This is a genomic window from Candidatus Thiodiazotropha sp. AKAK3, from assembly GCF_058244645.1.
In genome coordinates this window covers 47,445-70,458 of record NZ_JBSYOQ010000059.1, presented here as the reverse complement: position 1 = coordinate 70,458, position 23,014 = coordinate 47,445, and the positions used below count along the sequence as shown (strand labels likewise).

General features: G+C 50.2%; 21 protein-coding genes. 8 read left to right on the top strand and 13 right to left on the bottom strand.

All coding sequences use genetic code 11. The features are described 5' to 3' along the window. The first annotated feature begins 17 nt into the window (after positions 1 to 17). On the top strand, positions 18 to 812 hold the full coding sequence (locus AC4IE7_RS14865; protein ID WP_490777639.1) for a PEP-CTERM sorting domain-containing protein: 795 nt from the start codon (positions 18 to 20) through the stop codon (positions 810 to 812). A 144-nt stretch (positions 813 to 956) separates the two neighbouring features. Here the strand turns inward: AC4IE7_RS14865 and AC4IE7_RS14860 are convergent, their stop codons facing one another. Together AC4IE7_RS14860 and AC4IE7_RS14855 are read right to left on the bottom strand one after the other, a co-directional pair. After that, positions 957 to 2,219 carry an HDOD domain-containing protein gene (locus AC4IE7_RS14860; RefSeq protein ID WP_490777638.1) on the bottom strand — a complete coding sequence of 421 codons (1,263 nt, stop codon included), beginning with the start codon at positions 2,217 to 2,219 and terminating at the stop codon, positions 957 to 959. A gap of 17 nt (positions 2,220 to 2,236) precedes the next feature. After that, on the bottom strand, positions 2,237 to 3,205 hold the full coding sequence (locus tag AC4IE7_RS14855; protein WP_490777637.1) for a dihydroorotate dehydrogenase: 969 nt from the start codon (positions 3,203 to 3,205) through the stop codon (positions 2,237 to 2,239). Positions 3,206 to 3,239: 34 nt separating this feature from the next. Here AC4IE7_RS14855 and trmL point away from each other — a divergent pair, with 34 nt between their 5' ends. Next, a complete protein-coding gene (trmL, locus tag AC4IE7_RS14850; RefSeq protein WP_490777636.1) occupies positions 3,240 to 3,704 on the top strand; it encodes a tRNA (uridine(34)/cytosine(34)/5-carboxymethylaminomethyluridine(34)-2'-O)-methyltransferase TrmL in 465 nt (154 codons plus the stop codon). Positions 3,705 to 3,709: 5 nt separating this feature from the next. Here the strand turns inward: trmL and AC4IE7_RS14845 are convergent, their stop codons facing one another. The 4 genes from AC4IE7_RS14845 to AC4IE7_RS14830 form a co-directional block, all read right to left on the bottom strand. Next, entirely contained in the window at positions 3,710 to 4,720 is a 1,011-nt protein-coding gene (locus AC4IE7_RS14845) for an NAD(P)H-dependent glycerol-3-phosphate dehydrogenase (RefSeq protein ID WP_490777635.1), read from the bottom strand. Further along, complete coding sequence (secB, locus tag AC4IE7_RS14840) at positions 4,720 to 5,202, bottom strand: protein-export chaperone SecB (RefSeq protein ID WP_490777634.1); 483 nt, start codon at positions 5,200 to 5,202, stop codon at positions 4,720 to 4,722. Before secB ends, AC4IE7_RS14845 begins: the two co-directional genes overlap by 1 nt. 23 nt (positions 5,203 to 5,225) lie before the next feature. Continuing rightward, positions 5,226 to 5,648: a rhodanese-like domain-containing protein gene (locus AC4IE7_RS14835; RefSeq protein WP_490777633.1), complete on the bottom strand. Its 423-nt coding sequence runs from the start codon at positions 5,646 to 5,648 to the stop codon at positions 5,226 to 5,228. 180 nt (positions 5,649 to 5,828) lie between these two features. Further along, positions 5,829 to 6,134, bottom strand: a complete 306-nt coding sequence (locus AC4IE7_RS14830; RefSeq protein WP_490777757.1) for an ArsR/SmtB family transcription factor — start codon at positions 6,132 to 6,134, stop codon at positions 5,829 to 5,831. A 393-nt stretch (positions 6,135 to 6,527) separates the two neighbouring features. On the opposite strand from AC4IE7_RS14830, the gene gpmI reads away from it, so the two are divergent. The 5 genes from gpmI (at position 6,528) to AC4IE7_RS14805 (ending at position 12,071) form a co-directional block, all read left to right on the top strand. Further along, complete coding sequence (gene gpmI / locus AC4IE7_RS14825) at positions 6,528 to 8,081, top strand: 2,3-bisphosphoglycerate-independent phosphoglycerate mutase (RefSeq protein ID WP_490777632.1); 1,554 nt, start codon at positions 6,528 to 6,530, stop codon at positions 8,079 to 8,081. 3 nt (positions 8,082 to 8,084) lie between these two features. Continuing rightward, on the top strand, positions 8,085 to 9,359 hold the full coding sequence (locus AC4IE7_RS14820; protein WP_490777631.1) for a murein hydrolase activator EnvC family protein: 1,275 nt from the start codon (positions 8,085 to 8,087) through the stop codon (positions 9,357 to 9,359). Positions 9,360 to 9,425: 66 nt separating this feature from the next. After that, complete coding sequence (locus tag AC4IE7_RS14815) at positions 9,426 to 10,754, top strand: S41 family peptidase (protein ID WP_490777630.1); 1,329 nt, start codon at positions 9,426 to 9,428, stop codon at positions 10,752 to 10,754. A gap of 52 nt (positions 10,755 to 10,806) precedes the next feature. After that, positions 10,807 to 11,595 (top strand): divergent polysaccharide deacetylase family protein, encoded by a 789-nt coding sequence (locus AC4IE7_RS14810; RefSeq protein ID WP_490777629.1) that lies wholly within the window; start codon positions 10,807 to 10,809, stop codon positions 11,593 to 11,595. Further along, a complete protein-coding gene (locus tag AC4IE7_RS14805) occupies positions 11,523 to 12,071 on the top strand; it encodes a DJ-1 family glyoxalase III (protein WP_490777628.1) in 549 nt (182 codons plus the stop codon). The genes AC4IE7_RS14810 and AC4IE7_RS14805 overlap by 73 nt, the downstream gene beginning before the upstream one ends. Before the next feature lie 592 nt (positions 12,072 to 12,663). On the opposite strand, the gene AC4IE7_RS14800 is transcribed toward AC4IE7_RS14805, so the two are convergent. The 3 genes from AC4IE7_RS14800 to AC4IE7_RS14790 all read right to left on the bottom strand — a co-directional run bounded on the left by AC4IE7_RS14800 (position 12,664) and on the right by AC4IE7_RS14790 (position 14,478). Next, entirely contained in the window at positions 12,664 to 13,044 is a 381-nt protein-coding gene (locus tag AC4IE7_RS14800) for a hypothetical protein (protein ID WP_490777627.1), read from the bottom strand. Positions 13,045 to 13,051: 7 nt separating this feature from the next. Continuing rightward, positions 13,052 to 13,735 carry a hypothetical protein gene (locus AC4IE7_RS14795; protein WP_490777626.1) on the bottom strand — a complete coding sequence of 228 codons (684 nt, stop codon included), beginning with the start codon at positions 13,733 to 13,735 and terminating at the stop codon, positions 13,052 to 13,054. 296 nt (positions 13,736 to 14,031) lie between these two features. Beyond that, positions 14,032 to 14,478 (bottom strand): hypothetical protein, encoded by a 447-nt coding sequence (locus AC4IE7_RS14790; RefSeq protein WP_490777625.1) that lies wholly within the window; start codon positions 14,476 to 14,478, stop codon positions 14,032 to 14,034. A gap of 398 nt (positions 14,479 to 14,876) precedes the next feature. Here AC4IE7_RS14790 and yjjJ point away from each other — a divergent pair, with 398 nt between their 5' ends. Beyond that, the gene (gene yjjJ, locus AC4IE7_RS14785; protein ID WP_490777624.1) at positions 14,877 to 16,226 is read left to right on the top strand and encodes a type II toxin-antitoxin system HipA family toxin YjjJ; all 1,350 of its coding nucleotides are present in this window, start codon (positions 14,877 to 14,879) and stop codon (positions 16,224 to 16,226) included. Positions 16,227 to 16,325: 99 nt separating this feature from the next. On the opposite strand, the gene AC4IE7_RS14780 is transcribed toward yjjJ, so the two are convergent. From AC4IE7_RS14780 to AC4IE7_RS14765, 4 genes are all read right to left on the bottom strand, one after another. Then, positions 16,326 to 17,063 (bottom strand): M48 family metallopeptidase, encoded by a 738-nt coding sequence (locus tag AC4IE7_RS14780; RefSeq protein ID WP_490777623.1) that lies wholly within the window; start codon positions 17,061 to 17,063, stop codon positions 16,326 to 16,328. Then, positions 17,056 to 20,190 carry a type I restriction endonuclease subunit R gene (locus AC4IE7_RS14775; protein ID WP_490777622.1) on the bottom strand — a complete coding sequence of 1,045 codons (3,135 nt, stop codon included), beginning with the start codon at positions 20,188 to 20,190 and terminating at the stop codon, positions 17,056 to 17,058. Before AC4IE7_RS14775 ends, AC4IE7_RS14780 begins: the two co-directional genes overlap by 8 nt. A gap of 222 nt (positions 20,191 to 20,412) precedes the next feature. After that, on the bottom strand, positions 20,413 to 21,879 hold the full coding sequence (locus tag AC4IE7_RS14770) for an ATP-binding protein (RefSeq protein ID WP_490777621.1): 1,467 nt from the start codon (positions 21,877 to 21,879) through the stop codon (positions 20,413 to 20,415). Next, positions 21,876 to 22,979, bottom strand: a complete 1,104-nt coding sequence (locus tag AC4IE7_RS14765) for a restriction endonuclease subunit S (RefSeq protein ID WP_490777620.1) — start codon at positions 22,977 to 22,979, stop codon at positions 21,876 to 21,878. Before AC4IE7_RS14765 ends, AC4IE7_RS14770 begins: the two co-directional genes overlap by 4 nt. Positions 22,980 to 23,014: the final 35 nt, after the last annotated feature.

Here is a 23,014-nt window from a genome sequence, read left to right as displayed (position 1 = left end):
AATAGGGAGTTTTCAAGATGAAATTCGGAATTCCACTCATAGCAGCAACAGGCCTCGCTGCGCTATTTCATATTACTTCTGCTCAAGCTATTCCTCTCTACTACTCATTCGAGGGTAGTGTTGAGACCTACCCTATATCCGATGAATCGGGATTTTTAAGCGACATCGGTTTAGCTGCTGGGGATTCTGTCTCATATACCTTTATGGTCGATAAAGATAGACAAGGTAGCCACCGCAACGAATTCGGTGATCTTGTTGAGGATCAGGATACGGTTCGCACCGGCAGTCGAGCAACAAACTATTTTGTTCACGACAGCTTTTATGTGGAGCTTGTTGAATCGTCAGTGTTTGATCTGGTGCAAGGTCTCTACCCTGACAGGGGTGATGATGAGCCTTGGATCGGCAGTGGCTATGAAAATTCCGCTTATCGCAATGGTTTGCTTGAACCGGGTTATAGTGAGGTCTCCCTGGAGGCTAACTCAGCATCCTTAGGCAGCAGCAGTATGTATGTCTATAGCGATATGACTAGCTGGTTAGTTGGCAGTACTATCTCGGCTGATAACTCAACTAATCTATATGGCAGTCAAGCAGGTGATAGTTCTACCTTCCGCTCTCGACTGACCCTCACTGGAATTTCTGAGGGCAACCCGGCCAATCAAGATCGCTCATTGGTTTCAGGTATTTCGGGCGGCGCAGATGACGAAGAAGGGACCATTATTCACGAAGTGCCAGAACCCTCGACTTTTTTACTTCTTGGGCTGGGTCTGCTGAGTATTGGTGCTGGTCGATTCAAAAAACTGGGACGTTCCTAACACCTTAGGCGAGGCTCTTTGCAGCATTTTCTCTGCTGCAAAGAGCGTCCTAAATTGTGGTTAAGTCCTAAATCAAGCTTCTTTCCCGCAGAAGCTTTCTGATTCCTCTCAGGCAGACGGTTAATCAGTTTTTCGTGGCGTTTTTTAACCCGCCATCAACATCGCTTCAGCATGTGCGATTTTCTCGTCTGCTTTATCGAGAATCTTCAAGCTCAGCTTGGGAGTCAGCTCACCCAGGTTGAGACGATTAAAAGAGGGTGCCTGATCCAGGGTAGGGATATCCTTCATTTGAGGTGTACCTATGAAACTGTGTAGCTGGGCAACGATAACCAGGTCAGCATAGTCGGCCTCCCCCTCTATCTCCCTCTGCCAGTTTTCGGCCTCTTGAGTTACCTCTATCAGATCTTCAATGAAGCCCCAGTTGCGTAAAATCACGCTGCCTATTCTTCCACGCATGTCTTTCATTACCTGATCCAGTTTTTCTGAATCATTGGCGACTTCAGGATAGCGCTCAGCATAGCTGAGGATTGCAACATTACCGATGTCATGCAGCAGTCCTGCGAGCAGCGCATGCTCCGGGTTAAACTGCTTGGTGACTTTAGCAAGGATAAAGCAGACCGCGCTGACCTTGACGCTATGCAGCCAAAGGTCACGCATATGCTCCTTTAACATGCTGGAGCGTGTATTGAAGAGTTCTCTGAGCGCGAAAGTCAGGACTAGCTTATGCGTGGTGTCTGCGCCAAGTCTGACAATAGCGGCAGCACAGGAATCGACTGGTGTCACGCCAGCGTAGAGAGGGCTGTTCGCTGCACGTATCAATTTGGTCGTGATTGCCGGGTCGGTCTGTACGATTTCTGCCAGTTTGCGTGCATTGGTGGTTTCATCGCGCATCGCTCTGCCAACGCGTACCGCAACATCGGGAAGACTGGGCAGAACCAGTTTATCCTGGTCAAGATCAGTGATCAGAGCTTCCATGAGGGCGCTTTCGGCACCGTCTTTATCATAAGGTTGAGTGTCGACATCGATTTCTGTCGCTGTTATCCCCTCTCCCTCATTCAGCAATCCTTTTATCAAAGCGTTATCCACCATCAGGTAATCTACAGGTGTGATGGCCTCTACGCCGTAGCGTCGTGGAATCAAGTTGGCTATTGGGTTTTTGGCCTGGGGGGTCTCTCCGCTGATTTCACTGACTCGTCCATCCTCTGAGTGAAGGCGAACCCGGCCTTTGAGCAGGTAGAGACTGAATTCCGTGGTATCGCCCTGTTGCAGGATAATCAGTCCTTTGCCTGCTGAGTAGATCTTGAGTGAACGCCCAAGCAGTTCGAGTTGGACATCATTGAGATTATGCAGTGGATTAAAGTTTTTTAGTAACTCGGGATCAGGGTTTGTCATTTTTTCTTCACTCATAATTCCATTACTGATGATCAACAGCCACACTTGTTGGCTGGTGGCTGATTCATCTGGAGTGTACCTACCAGTTGATCGACAGAAGATAACTGATGTTGTTCAAGATATTTGATGATGCCAGCGTTGATCGATTTACATACCAGTGGATCGTAAAAGAGTGCTGTACCTATACCGATAGCACTAGCGCCAGCAATTATAAATTCCAGGGCATCCTCTGCTGTAGTGATGCCACCTTGTCCGATGATGGGGATCTGGTGCTCCCTGCAGACCTGATAGACCTGATGCACCTTGAGCAGGGCAACGGGCTTGATCGCCGGGCCTGAGAGACCACCCTGGTTGTTACCAATGATTGGGCTTCGGCTCTGAATGTCGATGGCCATCCCCATCAGGGTGTTTATCACCGAAAATGCATCACTGCCTGCTTCAATGCAGCCTTTGGCATTACCAGCAATGTCAGTTTGGTTGGGTGAGAGTTTGGTGATCAGGGGTTTGTCGGTGGCTTTGCGGCAGGTTTCCACGACCCGGGCGGACATTTGAGGATCATTACCGAAGGCAACCCCTCCCTCTTTGACATTTGGGCAGGAGATGTTGATTTCAATGGCGTCGATTGGTGAATCATCGAAGCGACGTGTCACCTCATAATACTCTTCCACACTGGAGCCTGAGACGTTGGCTATGAAGCGGGTTTCTGTAAAGTCGAGGCTCGGTAGAATCTTATTGACGACATGATCCACACCGGGATTCTGGAGGCCAATGGCATTCAACATGCCTTGAGATGTTTCGTAGACTCGGTGCGGCTGGTTGCCCATGCGAGCTTCCTGAGTGGTTCCCTTTAGGCAGACGGCGCCCACGTCGCGATTGCTAAAACCATTGACCCTTGTGTACTCTTCACCAAATCCAACACATCCGGAAAGAAGAACAATGGGGCTATTGAACGACATACCACAAAATTCGGTATTTAAAATTGGAGGGCTGTTGCTGCTCATGAACCTTTTCAAAATCTTCGGTTAGGGGTGTGGGATGTTCCATATCGTTCTATTAGAACCGGAGATCCCGCCAAACACAGGTAATATCATACGCCTGTGTGCCAATAGTGGCAGCAAATTGCATTTGATTCATCCCCTGGGCTTCAAGCTGGATGATAAACGTTTACGGCGAGCAGGTCTCGATTATCATGAATGGGCCGATGTTGGGGAATATAATTCATTAGATGACTTTTTGAGTCAGGTGGCGCCAAAGCATCTCTATGGCTGCACCACCAAAGGAAAACGAAGCTATGCAGATGTGAGTTTCACCCCTGGAGATGCCCTGTTGTTTGGCCCTGAGAGCCGGGGATTACCAGCGCAGTTGCTTGCAGAATTGGATCCTGAGCAGCGCATTCGAATCCCCATGAAGCCTGAGAGTCGAAGTCTCAACCTGTCGAATGCGGTGGCTCTGATACTTTATGAGGCCTGGCGCCAGTGCGATTTTGTCGGTGGAGAGTGAGGGCGCTATAAGCCTTCAGCTTTCTGTCTTCTATCCAGCAGATTATGCACCGCTGTTTTAGGATCAAGCCCTTCATGAAGCACCCGGTAGACCTGCTCTGAGATCGGCATTTCAACCTGATGACGCTTTGCCAGGGCATACACCTCTTTCGCAGTGTTGACCCCTTCTACCTCCTGACCGATGGCAGTGAGTGCGCTTTCGAGTGAGAGGCCCTCCGATAATGCAAGTCCCATACGGCGGTTACGGGATTGGTTGTCAGTACAGGTCAGCAGTAGATCGCCCAGTCCTGCAAGTCCCATGAAAGTCTCTTGCTCTCCACCGAGCTTGAGGCCCAGGCGCATGATCTCTGTGAGTCCACGGGTAATCAACGCAGAACGGGTATTGGCGCCAAACCCAAGGCCATCAGCGATACCAGCAGCGATCGCCAGTACATTCTTACACGCCCCACCCACCTGCACACCGACAATGTCGCTGCTGGTGTAGGCACGGAACCAGGGTGTGTGTAGCCGTTCGGCCAACTTTTCAGCATGTTCGGGGGTTGTTGCCGCCACTGTAATCGCAGTGGGTAAACCACGAGCCACTTCCCCGGCGAAGGTGGGGCCTGATATGACGGCAAGATCTCTACCCGGCAGATTTTCTGCTGCCACATCGCTCAGAAGACGCTGGGACCCTGGTTCAAAGCCCTTGGTTGCCCAGGCAATGCCGGGATTGCCGTCAAGTAGTGGCTCGATGGCTTTGGTGACACTACTAAAGGCGTGGCTAGGTACAGCGATAACCACCTCTGAAGCCTGATACAGAGCTTGCTTGAGGTCAGCTTCCAGAGTGAGGGTGTCGGGAAAAGAGAGGCCAGGGAGAAACTGTCGGTTCTCCCTGGCTTCCGCGAGGGCATCGACTTCGGCTTTAAGGTGACCCCAAAGCCTGACCGGTTGCCCTTCGCTGCTGAGCAATATAGCGAGTGCGGTTCCCCATGACCCTGCACCAAGAACCGCAACGGCTTTTTCGCCAGGCTGACTCATTAATGCTGGTTTTGGCTGGAAGCCTCTTCCTGAGCCTTTTTAGCACGCTCTTGCTGGTGCTGGGCATAGATCATGTCGAAATTGACCGGCTGCAATACCATTTGAGGGAAGCTGCCTTTCATGATCAGGTCAGAGATAACTTCACGAATATAGGGAAACAACTGATTCGGGCAGAAAGCGCCGAGTAGTGGGCCCATCTCTTGCTCCGGAAAGCCTTTGGCGCTGAAAATACCCGCCTGTTTGACTTCAGCCAGATAGGCGGTCTGCTCACCGAGTTTGGTGGTGACCGTGACCGTCAGGGTGACTTCAAATACATCGTCGGAGAGTTTGTTGACTTCAGTATTCAGGTTGACCCCGGTTTCCGGCTTCCACTCTTGTTGGAAAACGGCGGGTGAATTGGGAGTCTCAAACGAGATGTCCTTGGTATAGATTCTCTGAATAGCGAATTCACGATTCTGCTCTTCTTGCTTGGCTTCGGTCATGTTGGCTTCCTGATGGGGTGAGACTATTTCTTCTTACGGGTGACTGGTAGATTGGCGCTCTGCCAGGCGAGTATACCGCCTTTCAGATTAAACACCTCTTCATACCCGGCCTTTTTCAATTGCTGACAAGCGCTTGAGGATTGGGCGCCGGAGCGGCAACTGACAATAATGGGTTTGTCTTTGTGCTTGCTGAGCACGCCCATCTGGCTGGCAAAGCCGTTGCTGGGTATATTTATCGCGTTGATTATGTGACCTTTGTTGTAATCCGATGCTGGTCTGACATCAACGACAACCGCCTCCTTTCTATTGATTAGATCAGTTGCGGCACTGGGATCCAGGGCATTTTTTTCCCCGGTAGCCATGTTGAAGACCAATACGCCCGCGACCAGATTAAAGGTCAGGACGAGTATCCAGTGATTCATCGCAAATTCGATGAGTTGTTCCATTCGGCGCCTCGTGTGCAGCAGTTTGTTCTACAGGGGGCGGAGTTTATACCAGCGGGAGCTAATGTTTAAGGGCTGAGTGGGTGTTGAGGCAAAAAATAGCTCTGGCTAAGCTGAAACAGAGCCAGAAATTTGCTCTTGAGACCTCAGGTCGCTGTCAGCGACCGTGATCAGAGAGGTCTCTTATGCGGAATGGGTGCAGAAGACTTCCCGCATCATGCCGATCAATTTCAGGGTGCGAAAATCGCTGACTCGATAGTAGACCCTGTTGGCATCTTTTCGAGAGGCGAGTATGCCCTTATCACGCAGAATGGCGAGATGCTGGGAGATGTTGCTCTGGGAGGTTCCAACCTGCTCAACAATTTCCTGTACACTGACTTCCTGACTGCCAAGGGTGCAGAGAATCTTTAATCTCAGCGGATGCGACATGGCCTTCAGCGAACGGGAGGCACGATCCACATCATCATCTGTCGCAAACAGATTTTGCATACCTTCGCTCTCTTCCAAGCTCAGGGGTTGGGCGCTCTTGCTGTACTTGTGTTCCATATACGACCAGCCTTTTACTAATAACTAATACAATAATACGCTGTTTTTCGTGCCAATGAGAACCCCTTTATTTTTTCTGGTTACTATTTGGCCTCTTTTCCAAGTCTACTGAACTTTGCTGAAAGGCCAAGGCCTGGAGATATGGGGGGTTTGGCTAAAGGGAAAAGATCGAGGGCTTCGGCTTGATATCTGTTTCAAATTGATTAAAGTCGCATCGGTTTTCTGGTCTGGCATGGGTTTTGGTGATTTAATTGAGTTTAAATTTGTTATACCTACTTTTAAGCTGAAATTATCGCTGTTTGCCACACAAAAAGTCTTTAATTAAAGAGAACCATCATGACAGAGAAACCTAAACCGGTCGTCCTGACCATTCTGGACGGCTGGGGTTATAGTGAAGACAGAGAAGTGAATGCCATCACAGAAGCCCGCACCCCGGTTTGGGATCGTCTTTGGCGTGAACACCCACACACACTGATAACCACATCCGGCGCTGCGGTTGGTCTGCCTGGTGGTCAGATGGGAAACTCAGAAGTGGGCCACCTCAATCTGGGTGCCGGTAGGGTTGTCTATCAAGAGTTTACCCGGGTCTCCCGATCTATTCGAACTGGATCATTCTTTTCCAACGAGACACTTACCGCAGCAGTGGACAAGGCTGTAGAGAATGGAAAGGCGATACACCTGCTGGGGCTGCTCTCCCCTGGTGGGGTGCACAGCCATGAAGAACATCTCCACGCGATGGCCAAACTTGCTGTGGATCGGGGTGCAAAGCAGCTCTATTTTCACGCTTTTCTCGATGGGCGAGACACACCACCCAAAAGCGCCGAAGCCTCGTTGGTTGCAATGGACAAAATGTTTAGTGAGCTTGGGACAGGGCGCATAGCCAGCCTGATCGGGCGCTACTATGCGATGGACCGTGATAACCGCTGGGAACGCGTAGAGCAAGCTTACAAGCTGTTGGTTGAGGGTGAAGCGGAATATGTCGTTGAAGATGCGGTTCAGGGTCTGCATGACGCCTATCAACGTGGCGAAACCGATGAGTTCGTAGTGGCAACCCGCATCACCTCGACTGGTGAAGACCCGGTCAGAGTGGAAGATGGTGATGTGGTGATGTTTCTTAACTACCGGGCCGATCGTGCGCGTCAGCTGACAAAATCCTTTGTTGACCCGGAATTCAATGATTTTGAGCGCAGTCGTGTGCCGAAATTGGGTGAATTTGTGAGTCTGACCAGATACCACAAACAGTTCGGTATCCCAGTGGCATTTCCACCGGAAAAACTTCGCAATGTGTTTGGTGAATATATCGCCAAGCTTGGGTTATTGCAGTTAAGACTCGCTGAAACTGAAAAATATGCCCACGTCACCTTTTTCTTCAATGGCGGACGTGAAAAGCCATTTGAGGGGGAAGATCGGATTCTTGTGCCATCACCCCAGGTGGCGACTTACGACCTCAAGCCTGAGATGAGTGCTGAAGAGGTGACGGATCATCTGGTTGAGGCGATAGAGAGCGGTAAGTATGACGCCATAATTTGTAACTTTGCCAATAGTGACATGGTGGGCCATACCGGCAAATTTGAGGCGGCGAAACTTGCCATAGAGACCCTGGATCACTGTCTCGGTAGAGTGCACAAGGCCCTGCACCGGGTGAATGGTGAAATGCTGGTTACTGCTGATCATGGCAATGCGGAACAGATGGAGGACCTGATCAACCACCAGCCCCATACCGCACACACCACCAATCCAGTACCGCTTATCTACATCGGTCGGGACAGTGCTCAGCTGTTGGAGGGTGGTGCGTTATGCGATATCTCACCGACCCTGCTGAGAATCATGGGGTTGCCTCAACCGGATGAGATGAAAGGGCGTTCATTGATAGAGTTTGATGAGGCATAGCCAGTGCTGCGTCTGAGTTGCCTGTTGGCGCTCTGCCTGAGTTTTTGTGGATCGCTATTTGTTCAGCAAGCATCAGCAGATGAGTCGGAAAAAGATGCTAAGTCCAAGCTGGACCAGGTCAAGCGTCGCATTCAGAATATACAGGATCAGTTGCGTTCAACGGAAGGCAAACGAGAGGAGCAGAATCGGGCTTTACAGGATATGGAGATGCAGATTGGCGCCCTCGCCCGGCGAATTCGAGTGACCAAGCAGAGTTTGAAGCGTCAACAGCGTCGGCTGGCAGAGCTTGAAGGTGAGCGTGCCGATGCCCGCCTCCACTTGGATCAACATCGCTCTTCTTTAGAGCGTCAGCTCAGAGCCGCTTATGCGATGGGTCGGCAGGAAAAAATGAAAATCCTGCTCAACCAGCAAGATCCGGCAGTAGTCAGTCGGGTTATGGTGTATTACGATTACTTCAATACAGCCCGGATCGAGCAGATGGTGCAGATTCGTAAGAATCTCCAGCAATTGAAAGCGATTGAGCATAAAATTGCTCAAGAGGAGCAGCGCCTGCAACAGCTCCAGACAAAGAACCTCAATCAGAAGAGGCAGTTCGAAGCTGCCCAAATGGGTCGGAAAGAGATTATTGCCAGCCTCAACAGCCGGCTGCAGAACAAAGGTCAGGAGTTACAAAGCCTCAAATCGGATGAAAAGCAGCTGCAGTCCTTACTCAATGAGCTGCAACAGACACTTGCTGATATTCCGCTCAACCCGACGGCTCATGTCGCATTTCAGACCCGCAAAGGTAAGTTGCCCTGGCCCTCCAGAGGCAAAATACTGTCCCGGTTTGGTTCTGCAAGGGAGGTTGGAAAACTGAAATGGGATGGGGTAATGATTTCTGCCCCTGAGGGTCAGGAAGTTCGCGCCATTCACCATGGCAGAGTGGCTTTTGCCGATTGGTTACGTGGTTTTGGTCTATTGTTAATCATCGATCATGGTGAAGGGTTTATGAGTCTCTATGGCCACAATCAGAGTCTGTTTAAAGAGACAGGAGAGTGGGTGGAACCCGGAGAGGTAGTGGCTCAAGTAGGCAGTAGTGGAGGGCGATCCACCTCAGGCATCTACTTCGGGATTCGCCACAACGGCGAACCTAAAAACCCAACCAAATGGTGTCGGCGGACACGGGGGCGGGTGATCGCAGATAAGACAATTAAGGAACTATCTTTTTATTCACTCACTCACAGTTCAAAGACCGATTACGCCAAACCATTGACCAGAAACAGCCGGTCACCTGGTTAATCGCCAACTGAGCATTGAAAATTCAGTCTGCTACTCAAGGTGGCGACACGATTGTAGGAAAAACAGATGATAAATGCCGTAATGCGGAAAAAACGATTTGGTTTCAGCTTGATTTTAATGGCTGCGATGCTGATACCACTTACGCTCTCAGCTGAAGAGGATGATGAGTCGAACAATAACCTGCCTCTACAGCAGTTGAGGACTTTTGCCGACATATTCGGCCGCATCAAAGCAAACTATGTCGAGCCAGTAGACGATAAGGTTCTTCTCGAAAATGCGATCCGGGGTATGGTCTCCGGACTCGATCCCCACTCCAACTACCTCGACTCGGAGGATTACAAAGACCTTCAGGTCGGCACCAAAGGTGAGTTTGGCGGTTTAGGCATAGAAGTGGGTATGGAAGATGGTTTTGTGAAAGTGATTTCACCGATTGATGATACTCCTGCAGCTCGCGCCGGTGTGCGCAGTGGCGATCTGATTGTAAGGCTGGATGATACGCCGGTTAAGGGGATGAGCCTGAATGATGCGGTTGCTCTTATGCGTGGCAAACCGGGCACTCCGCTTGAGCTGACCATCATCCGCAAAGGCGAAGAGAAGCCGATCAAAATAACGGTGGTTCGTGATGTCATTCGCGTAGCCAGTGTGAAGAGTCGACTGCTTGATGAGCGATTTGCCTATCTGCGTATTTCCCAATTTCAGACCCACACTGCACGGGATATGTTGAAAGTCCTGCGTGAACTGGAGGATGAGGCGGAGGGGAATCTGCTTGGGATGGTGCTGGATCTGCGAAACAATCCAGGTGGTGTATTGAATGCAGCAGTCTCTGTCAGTGATGCCTTTTTGGAGGATGGCCTGATTGTCTACACCAAAGGTCGTGAAAGTGACTCTCAATTACGCTTTGAGGCGGCACCGGACGACGTGCTCGATGGTGCGCCAATCGTGGTTTTGGTGAACGAAGGCTCAGCTTCAGCTTCCGAGATTGTTGCTGGAGCGCTGCAAGATCACAGCCGGGCGGTGATCATGGGTACCCAGACCTTTGGAAAGGGATCTGTTCAGACCATAATTCCGATAAGTGACACATCAGCGGTAAAATTGACAACGGCTCGATACTTTACCCCTTCAGGACGTTCGATCCAGGCCGAAGGTATCAAGCCGGATATCGAGCTGGAAGATTTCACTTTGTCCAAAGTAGAGAGTGATAAGGTCAAGCCGATCAAGGAGTCCAATCTCACTGGCCATCTTGAAAATGGCAATGGGAAGGAGAACAAGACCCCAGTTGATTCCAAGACAGAGAAAGAGGCTGATTCAGTTGCAACAAAGGATTATCAATTGGGAGAGGCGCTCAATCTGCTGAAGGGCCTTACGATCCTGAATGCTAATAAAGAGGCAGGCTGAGCCGATTCTAAAGTAGATGATCAAATGGTACATATTGATTGGATTTTGGATAGTGTTTGGTGCATCCCCTGCCCTCCTGGCGGATGCACAGCCCAACCGGCCAATCAAAATTGCAGTGATCATTGATGACCTGGGTAATCAGAAACAGGCAGGCGAAAGAGCGCTGCAGCTGCCTGGTTCTATAACCTACGCATTTCTACCCCAGACCCCATTTGCCTGGTTACTGGCGACCAAAGCCAGTGAGCAGAATAAAGAGGTGATGCTGCATCTGCCGATGGAGTCCGACCTGGGGAATCGTTTGGGTGAAGGCGCACTCACCGTGGATATGCCCAAATCCGTATTTCTGCAGACACTGAGGCGAGATATTGCCTCAGTACCTTATCTGACTGGGGTCAACAATCACATGGGTAGCCTGCTGACACGGGATCCAACCGCCATGCGCTGGCTAATGGGCGAGCTGCGTCGTCAAGGGCTCTATTTTGTAGATAGCCGTACGACTGAAGCCACGGTTGCCCAGCGGGTTGCGCGCTCCAACATGATTGCCAATGCTCGACGAGATATATTTCTGGACAATGTCCCTGAGGAGCGACTGATCCGAAAACAGTTACAGAAACTGGTCAATCTTGCTCGGGAAAGAGGCAGTGCGATTGGGATTGGCCACCCCTATGCAGCGACCGTATCAGTACTGCGTGAGGAGTTGCCTAAACTTAAGCAACAGGGAATCGAGTTGGTTCCTGTATCTGAAATCATAAACCACAGGAGGCTAGAATGGCACGTGTCCTCGTCCCCCTCGCCCAAGGATGTGAAGAGCTCGAAGCAGTCACCATTACCGATCTTCTGACCCGGGCCGGTATTGATGTAGTCACGGCAGGTCTGGATGATCAGCCAGTTAAGGCATCACGGGGTATTACCCTGGTTCCTGACACCACAATCGATGCAGTGGATGCCGATGATTTTGACATGATCGTCCTGCCCGGAGGATTGCCTGGTGCAGACAATCTTGATGCTGATCGAAGAATTCACACCATTCTGCAACAGCTGCATAAACAGGGTAAATACACTGCGGCAATCTGCGCTGCGCCCAAAGTGCTGGCCGGTGCAGGTCTTCTAAATGGCCGCAAGGCTACGGGCTACCCTGGTGTGCTTGACTCGATGTCTCTTCCTGAAGTTGAAATAGAATCTAAAGCGGTTGTCAGGGACGGTAAAGTGATCACCTCAAGAGGGCCGGGAACGGCCATGGATTTTGCACTGACGCTGATAGAGCAGCTCCAGGATCGTAAAACCCGTGATGAGGTGGAGCAGGGGCTCTGTCGCTGAGGTTTCACCCATGCGGCTGGGCCGACACCCCACGTGATTTTGCAACCCGTAGGGTGGGGCCATGCCCCACCAAACCAACCTCTCAGTCACAGCCTCAAAGGTATCATCTCTCACCTGCGCTCTATTGAGGAAAAGGTGCGGCAGGGCCGACACCCTACGTGATTTTAGCGACCCGTAGGGTGGGGCCACGCCCCACCAAACCGACCAATCAGTCACAGCCTCAGAGGTATCATCTCTTTCCCGTGCTCTATTGAGGAAAAGGTGCGGCAGGGCCGACACCCTACGTGATATTGGCGCTCTGTAGGGTGGGGCCATGCCCCACCAAACCGACCTATCAGTCACAGCCTCAGAGGTATCATCTTTTTCCCGCGCTCTATTGAGGAAAAGGTGCGGCAAGGCCGGCACCCTACGTGATTTTAGCGCCCGTAGGGTGGGGCCATGCCCAACCAAACCAACCAATCAGTCACAGCCTCAGAGATTTCATCACATTCCCGCGCTCAATTGAGGAAAAGGTGCGGAAAGGCCGGCACCCTACGTGATATTGGCGCCTGTAGAGTGGGGCCATGCCCCACCAAACCGTCTAAAGACAGAATCAACTGACCTTCAGTACAAACACGCCAATGACTTCATTGCCACGTATGATGGCGTAGCCTTCAAGACCAGCAAGTCTTTTCCAGGCCTCTTCAGGGGTCGTAAAGTGGATTAAACAATCACCATGTTGAAATTTATTTTTGAAAGCTAACCATTTTTCATTCCTAAAACCAAATGGCTTATGCGGCACATCAGGGTTAAGCGTAATCTTTCTTAAAGAGTTCTCTTCGATAACTGATAATTCTTGTGCTTTGCTAACGATAATCTCTCTTCCAATCGATTTTTTTAGTTGCTCTACATTGCAAGATGAAGACCCACATGCAGAAGAACAGATCAAAAACCAGGAAACAATTAAAAAAAATACTGGACGATGAATATGCACGATATGGTTAATGCCAGTTAGGGTCTCTGGCTGGTTCCTTAAAATTGTTCCACATAAATTCATTAGTTTCTTGGATTACTGGTGCTTCAAACTGGCTAGGGTTGAGATCGTAGAGTAACTGATAATCTGGTTGTAAAGCATGATGTGCCTCATGGACCAGTTGGCGCTCAAACGAAAAAGGATAACTTTCAGGATAATTATCCATGAATTCCCAATAGTCTTTGTCTGGGAGTTTAGCCAGGGAGTTTTCTATGCTCTCGTTAATCACTGTTTTGTATGGGGTGTTCTTTACATAGGCTGGATTGATGATTATCTCGTTTTCGTCTGCGTTATATCCAGTCTTTTTTGTATAGTCTACGGTGAGCTTGATTTTACCAACCTTCTCCTCTATTGCCTTGATTTCTGGATAACTTCGCAGGCTTTCCCAAGTCGCTTGAACCTGTTTTGTCTCATCAGCTAGATCAGTGGATGTTTCTGTTGCAGCGTTCGGTTTTACTGCAGTGCTCGGCGTGTTTCTCAAGCGCTCTTCAGTGGTAGGGGTACTAGCAATACGTTCGCCAGTCGTCATATTTTCTGGACTGAGGCTATTCTGTGTTGTGGAATCGTCTTTAGCGACTGGGTTATTAAGTGAATTCGTGGATGCTGCAGATCGACCTAATGAGCTGCCATAATTACCAACTGCACTATCCATTTTACGCTCCCTGTAGAATAAATGATTATCTTAGATTTTAAGTGTATTGGTATACGCGAGCTACTAGCAATTACCCTTACATTGTCTACCCTTTTATATACTCACAATGACTTTCATAACATCCAGGGTGCAGCCCTGCTGCACCAATCCAACCTTTCAGTCACAGCCTCACTTGAACCATGGCAAATGAATCAACCAGCTTCCGCTTCGGTGATCAACAGACCCGTGGCGCAACCGCCCAGAAAGACCAACTCATCTGTCAACTGCCCAGCTGGGTAACAGCCAGTTCCAATAGCTCAAGATTGGGATTCTGTGCTCTTGTCATACTGTTCCAGCCTATTCCTTAGTTCCTTGGCAGCAATCTCACGCTCACGGGCCCGTCCTCCCCGTATTGCATCCAGTAATGCCAAAAGCTCATAGAGTGCCTGATCCTGCCTTGCGGCTTTGGGTGCAGACTTATACAGCGGTGAGAAAGCCATACCTCTGATTTCTCCATTAGGATCAGGCCAAACGGGGGGTGGCTCCTGATCAGACACGATAATCATCTTAAGCGGTGGTGCGGCATGGGCCGTCGGCATACCCCGAGTCAGCTGCCCGTGCTCGGGTATAAATACAAACCTCAATCCGTGCAGGAGGAACTCGACTAAGTTTCTGATAAGTGGCTGTATGCCTGTGTGTTTTTTGACGGCAAGGCCTGCCGCCAAGGCACGCTTAATCGCTGAATGGACCTCCGACGGGCTCATTCCAAGCTCTAGCGCCAGTCGATTATAGGATCATGTATCTTGGCCTACTGCGACCAGTTTCAGCAGCACCAGAACGTCTTGTGGCTTAAGGATCATGTTCGTTCTTTATTTGCGATTCGCGAATTGAGAATGGCAGTTAGATGACTAATGTCAAGCTGACAACTATAAAACTCTCATTTCGAGATCCCTGTATCTTGTTAAGCCATTCTCCGCGAGATACTCCAGCGCTGCCTTCGAAGAGGACGTTATCAGGTACTACCACAGCGGCTTTACCATCGAGCTTGGCACGGAGGCCTTCTTGTCACAGGTTTACGCCGTTGATTTTTAGGTGTATTACACAGTAACATGTTTATTCACAATTCTATTCATTAAGTTATGCACTATTTTATTCACTGTTTATGAGCAACATCTCAGCAATTCGAGATCGACTTGCCGGAGGGCCAATGAGAACTCGGCAACTCGTTGAATCAACAGGCATGAGTCAGCCCACGATTTCCCGTGCCATCTCCAGCATGGGCGATGAGATTGTTCGGATAGGCTCAGGTCCATCTATTCAGTACGCGATCCGCGATGGTTCACGCGGTATTGACGACGTGCCTGTTTACCAAGTGGATGTCGAAGGGCGGTTGCGACTGCTTGGGCAACTGATCGCGGTTCAGCCCGAGGGTTACATTATGCGGCAGGAGGACGGAGTTAGACTGCATTACGATGGCTTGCCGTGGTGGCTATACGACATGCGCCCACAAGGCTTTCTTGGGCGTGCGTACGCCCATCGGCATGCCGACGAACTTGGCCTGCCGAGCAACCCGCAAGAGTGGAGCGATACGCACGCTTTGCGCGCGTTGCTGCGGCACGGTGAAAACTCCGTTGGGAATCTGCTGCTCGGGGATCGCTCTCGCGAGCGTTTCTTGAGCCAGCCCGCCCAAACACCTGTAGATGACGCTGTTCGAGGCGAGACCTATGTCAGATTGGCGGACGAAGCAACGCGTGGTGAATTGCCGGAGTCATCTGCCGGTGGTGAACAACCGAAGTTTGTCACCTATGCAATGACGTCTGATGGTCCGCGCCACATGCTTGTAAAGTTTTCGGTGGCTGAGGAAAACCCTGTCGCAGAACGCTGGCGTGATTTGCTACTGGCCGAGCATATAGCCGCAGAAACGCTGCTTGCGGCTGGCGTCGACGCCGTCAATACACGGTTATTCGATTATGGCGGCCAGCGATTTTTCGAAATCGAGAGGTTTGACCGCGTTGGAGATATGGGCCGTCACGGTCTAGTTTCATTAGCCGCCCTAGATGCCGAGTTCGTGGGAATGGGAGCCGGCGCTTGGCCCGAAGCGGTGCGCCGACTATCTGCACAAGGGCATGTTCAAGAACAAGCCTACAGCGGTGCCGCCATTTTGCATGCCTTTGGCACACTGATCGGCAACACGGACATGCACTTCGGTAATCTTTCCTTTCTGAGCGATCACGGGCGGCCCTACGAGTTAGCGCCGGCCTACGACATGCTCCCCATGGGGTTTTCGCCGCGTCGTAGCGGCGAACTACCTGACGCGTTGCCAGAACCGTCCATCGTATCGTCGGTGGACAATAAATTATGGGCAAAGTCGTTAGAAGTGGCTAGGGATTACCTTTATAAGCTCCAAGCAGCCAGGGACGACGGCGACTTTAGCGAGCGGTTTTGGGCGTGCATAGTCGCATTGGAACGACACATCAACACGGCGTCAGGCAAAATTGCCCGGCTAGGCTAACCATCTGATATTGAGTGGCTTTAGACTATCCCAAATGGTGACTGTAACGAGAGCAAAAAAACATGGAAACCGTGGGCAGTTCCTAATTGCTCAAGATAATCAATAATTCCAGTTTTCGTGCTTCAACGGCAGTTGGTTTAGCCGTCTTTTTGCCAAACGCCAGTTGGGCATAAACTTATCCATGTAGTAACGGAAGTTGTCGTTATGTCCGCGCTCCAGAAAGTGGACCATCTCATGTACCAGAATGTATTCAAGACACTCCGGCGGTTTTTTCGATAATTCCAGATTCAACCAGATGTTGCGCTTTTCACTATTGCAACTACCCCATTTGGTCCGCATCTTCCTGATGCCGCAGTGGACGACCTGTTTGCCTATGATAGGTTGCCACTTTTCAAGTAACTCCGCTGCACGCTTCTTTAACTCGTTGCGTCGCCACTCGTCGAGTAGCTTCTCACGATTTGCGATGGTTGTATTGGGGTTAACGAAGAGCTTCAACTTGCCCGATTGCAAAAGCTCGACCTTGTGGCTACCGACACGTTCGATCAGTTGCAACCTGCATCTTTTGCCAAAATGGTAGTGGCACTCACCCGAAACATACTGTCGTTCCGATTGGCGAGTCTGTTCTTGAAAATCTTTTTGCTGCTTTTTAATCCAGCTCAACTTCGAGACTACAGCCAGTCGCACATTGTCATCCGTAATATGATTTGGCACTGCCACCCGTACGCGACCGTCGGGCGGATAGACAGCAAGATGAAGATTCTTGATATCTTTCCTCACCACCTGCACCGCAATTCCGTTTACTGTCAGCATCTCATTCGCCTTGGCCAACTCAGTCATACTCGGATTGGTTTTTGATGAGTTCGATCACCTCATCGAGTTTCACTTGATACTCACCCAGCTCTTCCCTCACAGCATGTTCCACATCGCGTGTCTTGAAGCGGTTATGCTTCCAGTCAGCCTTCTTAGTGTAACGGATCGCCGTATCGATGCGTGTCACCAGCTCTTCATTTTGATCCAGATTGTCGTAGAGCGACTGCTTGCCACGCGTATCCATCGAATCCGGATACGACGTAGTACCCCCGGATGCCGATAGCTCTTGCGCCAGTTTCTTGACCTCTTTCAGGTAGGCCTCGTAGTCCAGCGCCTCTTCACGCCGTTGTTCGATCAGCGCGTCCAACAGCTCGGACATCTTTTCATAGTATTTGGGGTTGATCGGCTGGCCGTCGATGATCACCTTGCGGATGTTGTTCTCAATCGTCTCGGCCATCACCTCAGGCACCTTGCCGCCAGCCGTCGATTGATACTGCGCGGCTTTGGCGATAACCAGCTCAACCAGTCCCAGCTCTTCGAAGTCGACCACCGTCTCGCTATCTTCGGCACGGATATAGGTATCAAGCAGGCGGCGCATTGCCGGTTCGTACTTTTTCATATCCACTTCATCTTTTGATGTCAGCTTGATCTCCTGTCGCATCTTGCTGAAATGCTCGACCTCCTCCTTGACCACCTGCGCCTCTTCGGGACTGTATCCCGCCGCATTCATCTCGTTCGCGAGATTGGCGTAGGCGCGTACCAGCGCCGCAACATTTTTATAAAGCGCGACCCGCTTTGGCTCGTTCAGCTTAAGGTCTTCACTGTTGGCCACATCGCCACAGAAGTAGCGTTGATAATCAATCAACTCTCTCGGTTCCAGCACCGGTTCACAGAGACTCTTTACTGTTTCCCGCGCCTCTTCCAGCGTCTCGCGGCTCTTGTCCAGCCGATCGGTCAACAGGCCGTGCACATCCGCCGTGTCGTAGGCATCAAACGCTCCGCTGGTGTAGTCCTTGATCGAGGTTTCCAGGCTATGGAACAGATCCTTGTAGTCGACGATATAGCCGTACTCCTTGTCATCGCCATCCAGCCGATTGACGCGACAGATCGCCTGGAACAGGCCGTGGTCATGCATCTTTTTGTCGATATAGAGGTAGGTGGCCGAGGGCGCATCGAAACCGGTTAGCAATTTGTCGACCACGATCAGCAGGCGCATCTGCCCCGGCTCTTTCTTAAACTGCTTCTTTACCTGCTTTTCGAACTCTTCCGCGCGGTTGATCGCTTCTTCCTTCGGCACCTCGAAGTAGTCCGCCAACATCTGCTGGTAGATCTCGTACTGGTGCAGCTTCTCGGTATAGCCCTCACCGGTCTCCTCACCCTTGATGTCATTGGGTGAGGGCAGGTAACTGGTGACGATGGCGCACTTACCCTTCAGTTCGGTCAGGGTAAACAGCTCATAGACCTTACACGCCTGGTAGATGCTGGCACAGACCAGCATGGCGTTACCGCGCCCACTCATCAGACGCGGACGCTTTTTCATATCCATCCAGATATCGTTGACGATCATCTCCAACCGCTCTTTGCTGGAGAGCACCTTCTGCATGGTTCCCCAACGCTGCTTGAGCTGCACCTTGGCCATGTCGGTGAGTCCGGCGGTGTTCACCTCAAACCACTCGTCGATTTTTTCTGGCGAACGGATGTACTGATCGATATCCCGCGCCTCGTACTGCAGATCGAGCACCACCTTGTCGTTCACCGCCTCATCGAACTTGTAGGTGTGGATGAACGAGCCGAACACCTCGATGCTCTTCTGCTTGTCCTTCTTCAACAGCGGTGTGCCGGTAAAACCGATAAAGGTCGCCTCGGGCAGGATCGCGGTCATCGCCTGATGCAACTTACCCGACTGGGTACGGTGACACTCATCGACAAAGACATTGAGATTGCCCTTCGCCTTGAAGTCCCTAGGCAGTTGTTTCATCAACTCTTCGATGTAGTCATCGGTTGCCTGGTCGTCGTCCTTCTCACCGCGCCTGCCGAATTTATGCACCAGGGAGCACAACAACCAGGGTTTGGGCTCGTTGAGAGTAGCAACCAGATCCGCGCCACTCGTCGTGCGGTAGATCGCCTCATCCACGCCCAGATAGACCCCCTCGATCTGCTCATCCAGCTCGGTGCGGTCGGTCACCACCAGCACACGGGCATTCTCCACATTCTCGCGTATCCACTTCGCCAGCCAGACCATGGTCAGGCTCTTGCCCGAGCCCTGGGTGTGCCAGATGATGCCGCCGTTGTTCTCTTTTACACGTTGCTGCGCCGCCTTGACGCCGAAATACTGGTTATGACGGCAGAGTTTCTTTGTCCCCGAATCGAAGACGATGAAGTTGTGGATGATCTCCAGAAAGCGCTCTTTATTGCAGAGCTGAATCAGGTCAAAGTCGAGCAGCTCGTCGATGCTGTCCAGATCATCCACCGAGAGACATTTCCTGCGCCGATCATCCACCTCGGGGTTATAGGCGGGGTTCTCCTCCTTCCAACTGTAATAGTGCTTGGCCTGTGTCTCGGTGGTGCCGTAGCGCAACCCCTGGGAGTCGTTCCCCGCCATCACCAACTGCATGGTGGTGAAGAAGTCGCGGATGAAGGTCTTTTTCTGATTGTCGAGGTTCTGCTGTATCCCCTCATCCACGCCGACACTGGCGCGCTTCAGCTCGATCACCCCGAGGGCGATACCGTTGACGTAGAGCACCACGTCGGGGCGCTTGGTGTTGTCGCCCCTGACCGTCACCTCCTCGGCGATGGCGAAGTCATTGTTGAGGGGATTCTTCCAGTCGATGAGCCAGACCGTCTTGTCCTGTTTACCCTGACCCTGCGGCACCTTCACGCCGTAACGCAGCTCGCTGTAGACCGCTTGGTTGGCTTGGTAGAGTTTCTTGCCATCGCCCACCGCGGCGGAGCGCTTGAACTTGCGAATGGCCTTGTTTGCCATCGCCTCGTCTACCTCCTGGCGCTGTAGCCAGTCGCGCAGGTAGTCCTCTTCGATGTTGGAGTTCTCGGGCCGATCCTGCCAATCGCCGTAGTAGTCGTAGCCCAGCTGTTTCTGGAACAGCGCGACCACGCGGTTTTGTGTGACACGTTCGATTTGGCCTATCTTGCTCATTCCCTATTTCCCCAATACTTTCCAGCTTCTACGCTTGGCTGGAGAGATTTGCTCAATTATCCCTTATCGTCCCATCCTTTTTACCCACTTCTATCAAATAAGGCGATCGTGACATTTAATGCATTTCATTTGATTATTCAATATGTTGCAAAGCCTCGCTTGCTCATAATTCGTTATTAGCTCAATTATCATCAAATAACCATCAAATAAGATTTTTTTCATTCACGCCCAAATTGGCACATATTTTCTGTGTTTGCGGGACATATCATCTTCAACTGGCTTAACCAGCCCCGCTTCTAGCGCATCTTTAATAATCCTGGATGCAATCGCACTGTTTTTAGTCAGAATACCAAATCGCTCACGCAGGCTGGAATTTGTCATAAACTCCCTGTTCACATATTTTAAACAGGCATGCAAATAACAGGCTCTAATCTTGTCGTTTTTATCCATATCATTGAGCGCCTTATGCGCAAACAGTACGGCACGCGTATGTTCATCAGTGACTTCAAATATTGGTGCAGGCAATTGATAATATTCCGTTTGAAAAACCACTTTATCAACACCACTACCACGCTCTTCACAAACACCGATGCGTCGCATAAATGAAGCTACTGCCTCATTTCTGGATTTTGGCGGGCTATCAAGAAAACGATCTGTTGCAACCAGAGGCGTACCTGGATTGGTGATTTCCATTCTATCTGAGAATATTTCCACCATCGGCCCAGTCCCCTTTAAAAAGAAATCCTGATGAATAAGCGCATTTGCCACCAACTCGCGCACAGCCAGTTCAGGATACATAGGTACATCCTTGCGTAACGCCTCACCTACGATCTCATTTCGAGGCAACAGGTTATTGATGTATCCAATTAACCCCTCAAAGCCACCGGCATACCCCTTTGTACCCATTTGCTCACGAACTGTCTCAACACGGCTATTATCCTTGTAGACAATAACGCGCATTGCCTTGCGTTTTAATTGTGTAAAGTCATCCAGTTTTTTTGCCAGCAGAACGGCACCCAAATTAGTAATATTCCATCCGCCTGCTTCACACGGCATAATCATTTCATCAACCTGTAGGCGCTCAAGAATACCCTGTCTATTATCGGGCAGTGAGAGATCGAGCAATTCAAAATAGGCGGGGTAATCAAGCAATTTCAACACTTCATCATCGGCCATACGCTCAAGTGCTATCATTCGCTCAAAAGGTATTTCATCAAATACGCGCCAGAGTGCCCGCTCCTTTTCAGAATATTCTTTTAGTTTCTTTTTATACGAACCAACACGAATGTATTCAATACCTTGAAATTGCACGGGGCTGCGTGCCGCACGTGCAATCTCGAGTATAACGACGGATTTATGATCAATTTCAAGCGTGTAGAAATAGAAGTGGATACGCGGAGTCAATAATCGCAAAAGCCAGTTTTCCAGCTCTTCATTGCCCTTTTTAGTCGTATGTGGTGAGAATGTGGTGCCAACAATATCATGCGTTACATTATGCACGCCCCAAACCACATAACCGCTTGTCTTACCGCATAAGGCCGCAGAATTACTGATAGCAGAGATGTACTCACCAATAAGTTGTGGTTCTTCATTATTCTCCTTAAATTCAACCCACTCTGTTTCTGAGGGCAGCGCACTTAACTCCCGCAACAAGGCGTTTAAATACTCAACTGAACGACCACTGGTCATAGTAAACGTGTCCTCCCGGTTAGTAGTTCCTGCATCATGCCTTGTTTGAGTTGTTGGGTTTTGGTTAGGCGCACATCTAGCAAACCTATCTCTATATCCATATCAGATATCACACTAGCTATTACAGTCTGCTCGTCTTTTGAAGAGGGTACTGCAACTTTATAGCTATGTGCATCATTCCTGTTAAGCGTTGGCACTCCTGAACCACTAGCGAAACGCAAAAACCCAATCTTTAGATACAGGTAATATACAAACTTTGGATCAGCATTATTAAATTTTGTCACCCATAGTGCAGTGTTATGTGGCCAATAATTTCCTTCGACATAGTGCACTTTCCCAAGCGTTCCAGAGCGACCAGTTACAACACCTGGGCCTTTAACTTGGAATTGATTATGGAAATTAACAATGCCATTTGAATAAACCACTGGGTAAACACCATCTACTCTATCTCTATTAGGCAGATCAAACCCTCTCTGAAGAGGCGCAAATTCTCCAACAGTCGTAACTTCCCAATCCTCCGGAATCTCACCCAGTTCGGTCTGTTTGTAACCGGTGTGGGTTTTATCGAATGGTGGCAGGCGCTTTTTGCCGGTCAGCAGTTGCTGCATGGCGGCGGTTTTGATAGCGCGCTTTTTGGTGATTAGGGTCTCCAGTGAGGTGATCAGGGCATCGACATCGGAGAGTGCGTTGGCGATGGCGGTTTGTTCTTCAAGTGTTCCAGGCACTGCGAGTTTAAACGAATGAGCATCATTTCTATTTAATGTTGGAACACCTGAACCACTCGCAAATCGTGAAAACCCTACACTTTCATAAAGGTAGTAAACATATTTTGGAAAAGCGTTGTTAAACTTTGTGACCCATAACGCGGTATTGTGCGGCCAATAATCACACTCAACATAATGTACTTTTCCGATAGTTCCAGACCTTCCGGTTATTACCCCAGGACCTTTGACTTGATATTGATTGTGATAATTAACAATCCCATTTGAATAAACCACTGGAAAATCACCGCTAATACGATCTCTGCTGGGCAAATCAAAACCCCTCTGAAGTGGTGCGAAAACACCAATGGTAGTGATCTCCCAATCCTCAGGAATCATTCCAACCTCTGTCCTCTTATACCCCTTAGGACTAT

Excerpts from the sequence above, each read along its gene's own strand:
- AC4IE7_RS14805 (WP_490777628.1), top strand. The coding sequence starts at position 11,523 with ATGGCACGTGTCCTCGTCCCCCTCGCCCAAGGATGTGAAGAGCTCGAA.
- AC4IE7_RS14795 (WP_490777626.1), bottom strand. The coding sequence starts at position 13,735 with ATGGATAGTGCAGTTGGTAATTATGGCAGCTCATTAGGTCGATCTGCA.
- AC4IE7_RS14775 (WP_490777622.1), bottom strand. The coding sequence starts at position 20,190 with ATGAGCAAGATAGGCCAAATCGAACGTGTCACACAAAACCGCGTGGTC.
- gpmI (WP_490777632.1), top strand. The coding sequence starts at position 6,528 with ATGACAGAGAAACCTAAACCGGTCGTCCTGACCATTCTGGACGGCTGG.
- AC4IE7_RS14830 (WP_490777757.1), bottom strand. The coding sequence starts at position 6,134 with ATGCAAAATCTGTTTGCGACAGATGATGATGTGGATCGTGCCTCCCGT.
- AC4IE7_RS14790 (WP_490777625.1), bottom strand. The coding sequence starts at position 14,478 with ATGAGCCCGTCGGAGGTCCATTCAGCGATTAAGCGTGCCTTGGCGGCA.
- trmL (WP_490777636.1), top strand. The coding sequence starts at position 3,240 with ATGTTCCATATCGTTCTATTAGAACCGGAGATCCCGCCAAACACAGGT.
- AC4IE7_RS14855 (WP_490777637.1), bottom strand. The coding sequence starts at position 3,205 with ATGAGCAGCAACAGCCCTCCAATTTTAAATACCGAATTTTGTGGTATG.
- AC4IE7_RS14845 (WP_490777635.1), bottom strand. The coding sequence starts at position 4,720 with ATGAGTCAGCCTGGCGAAAAAGCCGTTGCGGTTCTTGGTGCAGGGTCA.
- yjjJ (WP_490777624.1), top strand. The coding sequence starts at position 14,877 with ATGAGCAACATCTCAGCAATTCGAGATCGACTTGCCGGAGGGCCAATG.
- AC4IE7_RS14770 (WP_490777621.1), bottom strand. The coding sequence starts at position 21,879 with ATGACCAGTGGTCGTTCAGTTGAGTATTTAAACGCCTTGTTGCGGGAG.
- AC4IE7_RS14815 (WP_490777630.1), top strand. The coding sequence starts at position 9,426 with ATGATAAATGCCGTAATGCGGAAAAAACGATTTGGTTTCAGCTTGATT.
- AC4IE7_RS14765 (WP_490777620.1), bottom strand. The coding sequence starts at position 22,979 with ATGATTCCTGAGGATTGGGAGATCACTACCATTGGTGTTTTCGCACCA.
- AC4IE7_RS14860 (WP_490777638.1), bottom strand. The coding sequence starts at position 2,219 with ATGAGTGAAGAAAAAATGACAAACCCTGATCCCGAGTTACTAAAAAAC.
- AC4IE7_RS14780 (WP_490777623.1), bottom strand. The coding sequence starts at position 17,063 with ATGACTGAGTTGGCCAAGGCGAATGAGATGCTGACAGTAAACGGAATT.
- secB (WP_490777634.1), bottom strand. The coding sequence starts at position 5,202 with ATGACCGAAGCCAAGCAAGAAGAGCAGAATCGTGAATTCGCTATTCAG.
- AC4IE7_RS14835 (WP_490777633.1), bottom strand. The coding sequence starts at position 5,648 with ATGGAACAACTCATCGAATTTGCGATGAATCACTGGATACTCGTCCTG.
- AC4IE7_RS14865 (WP_490777639.1), top strand. The coding sequence starts at position 18 with ATGAAATTCGGAATTCCACTCATAGCAGCAACAGGCCTCGCTGCGCTA.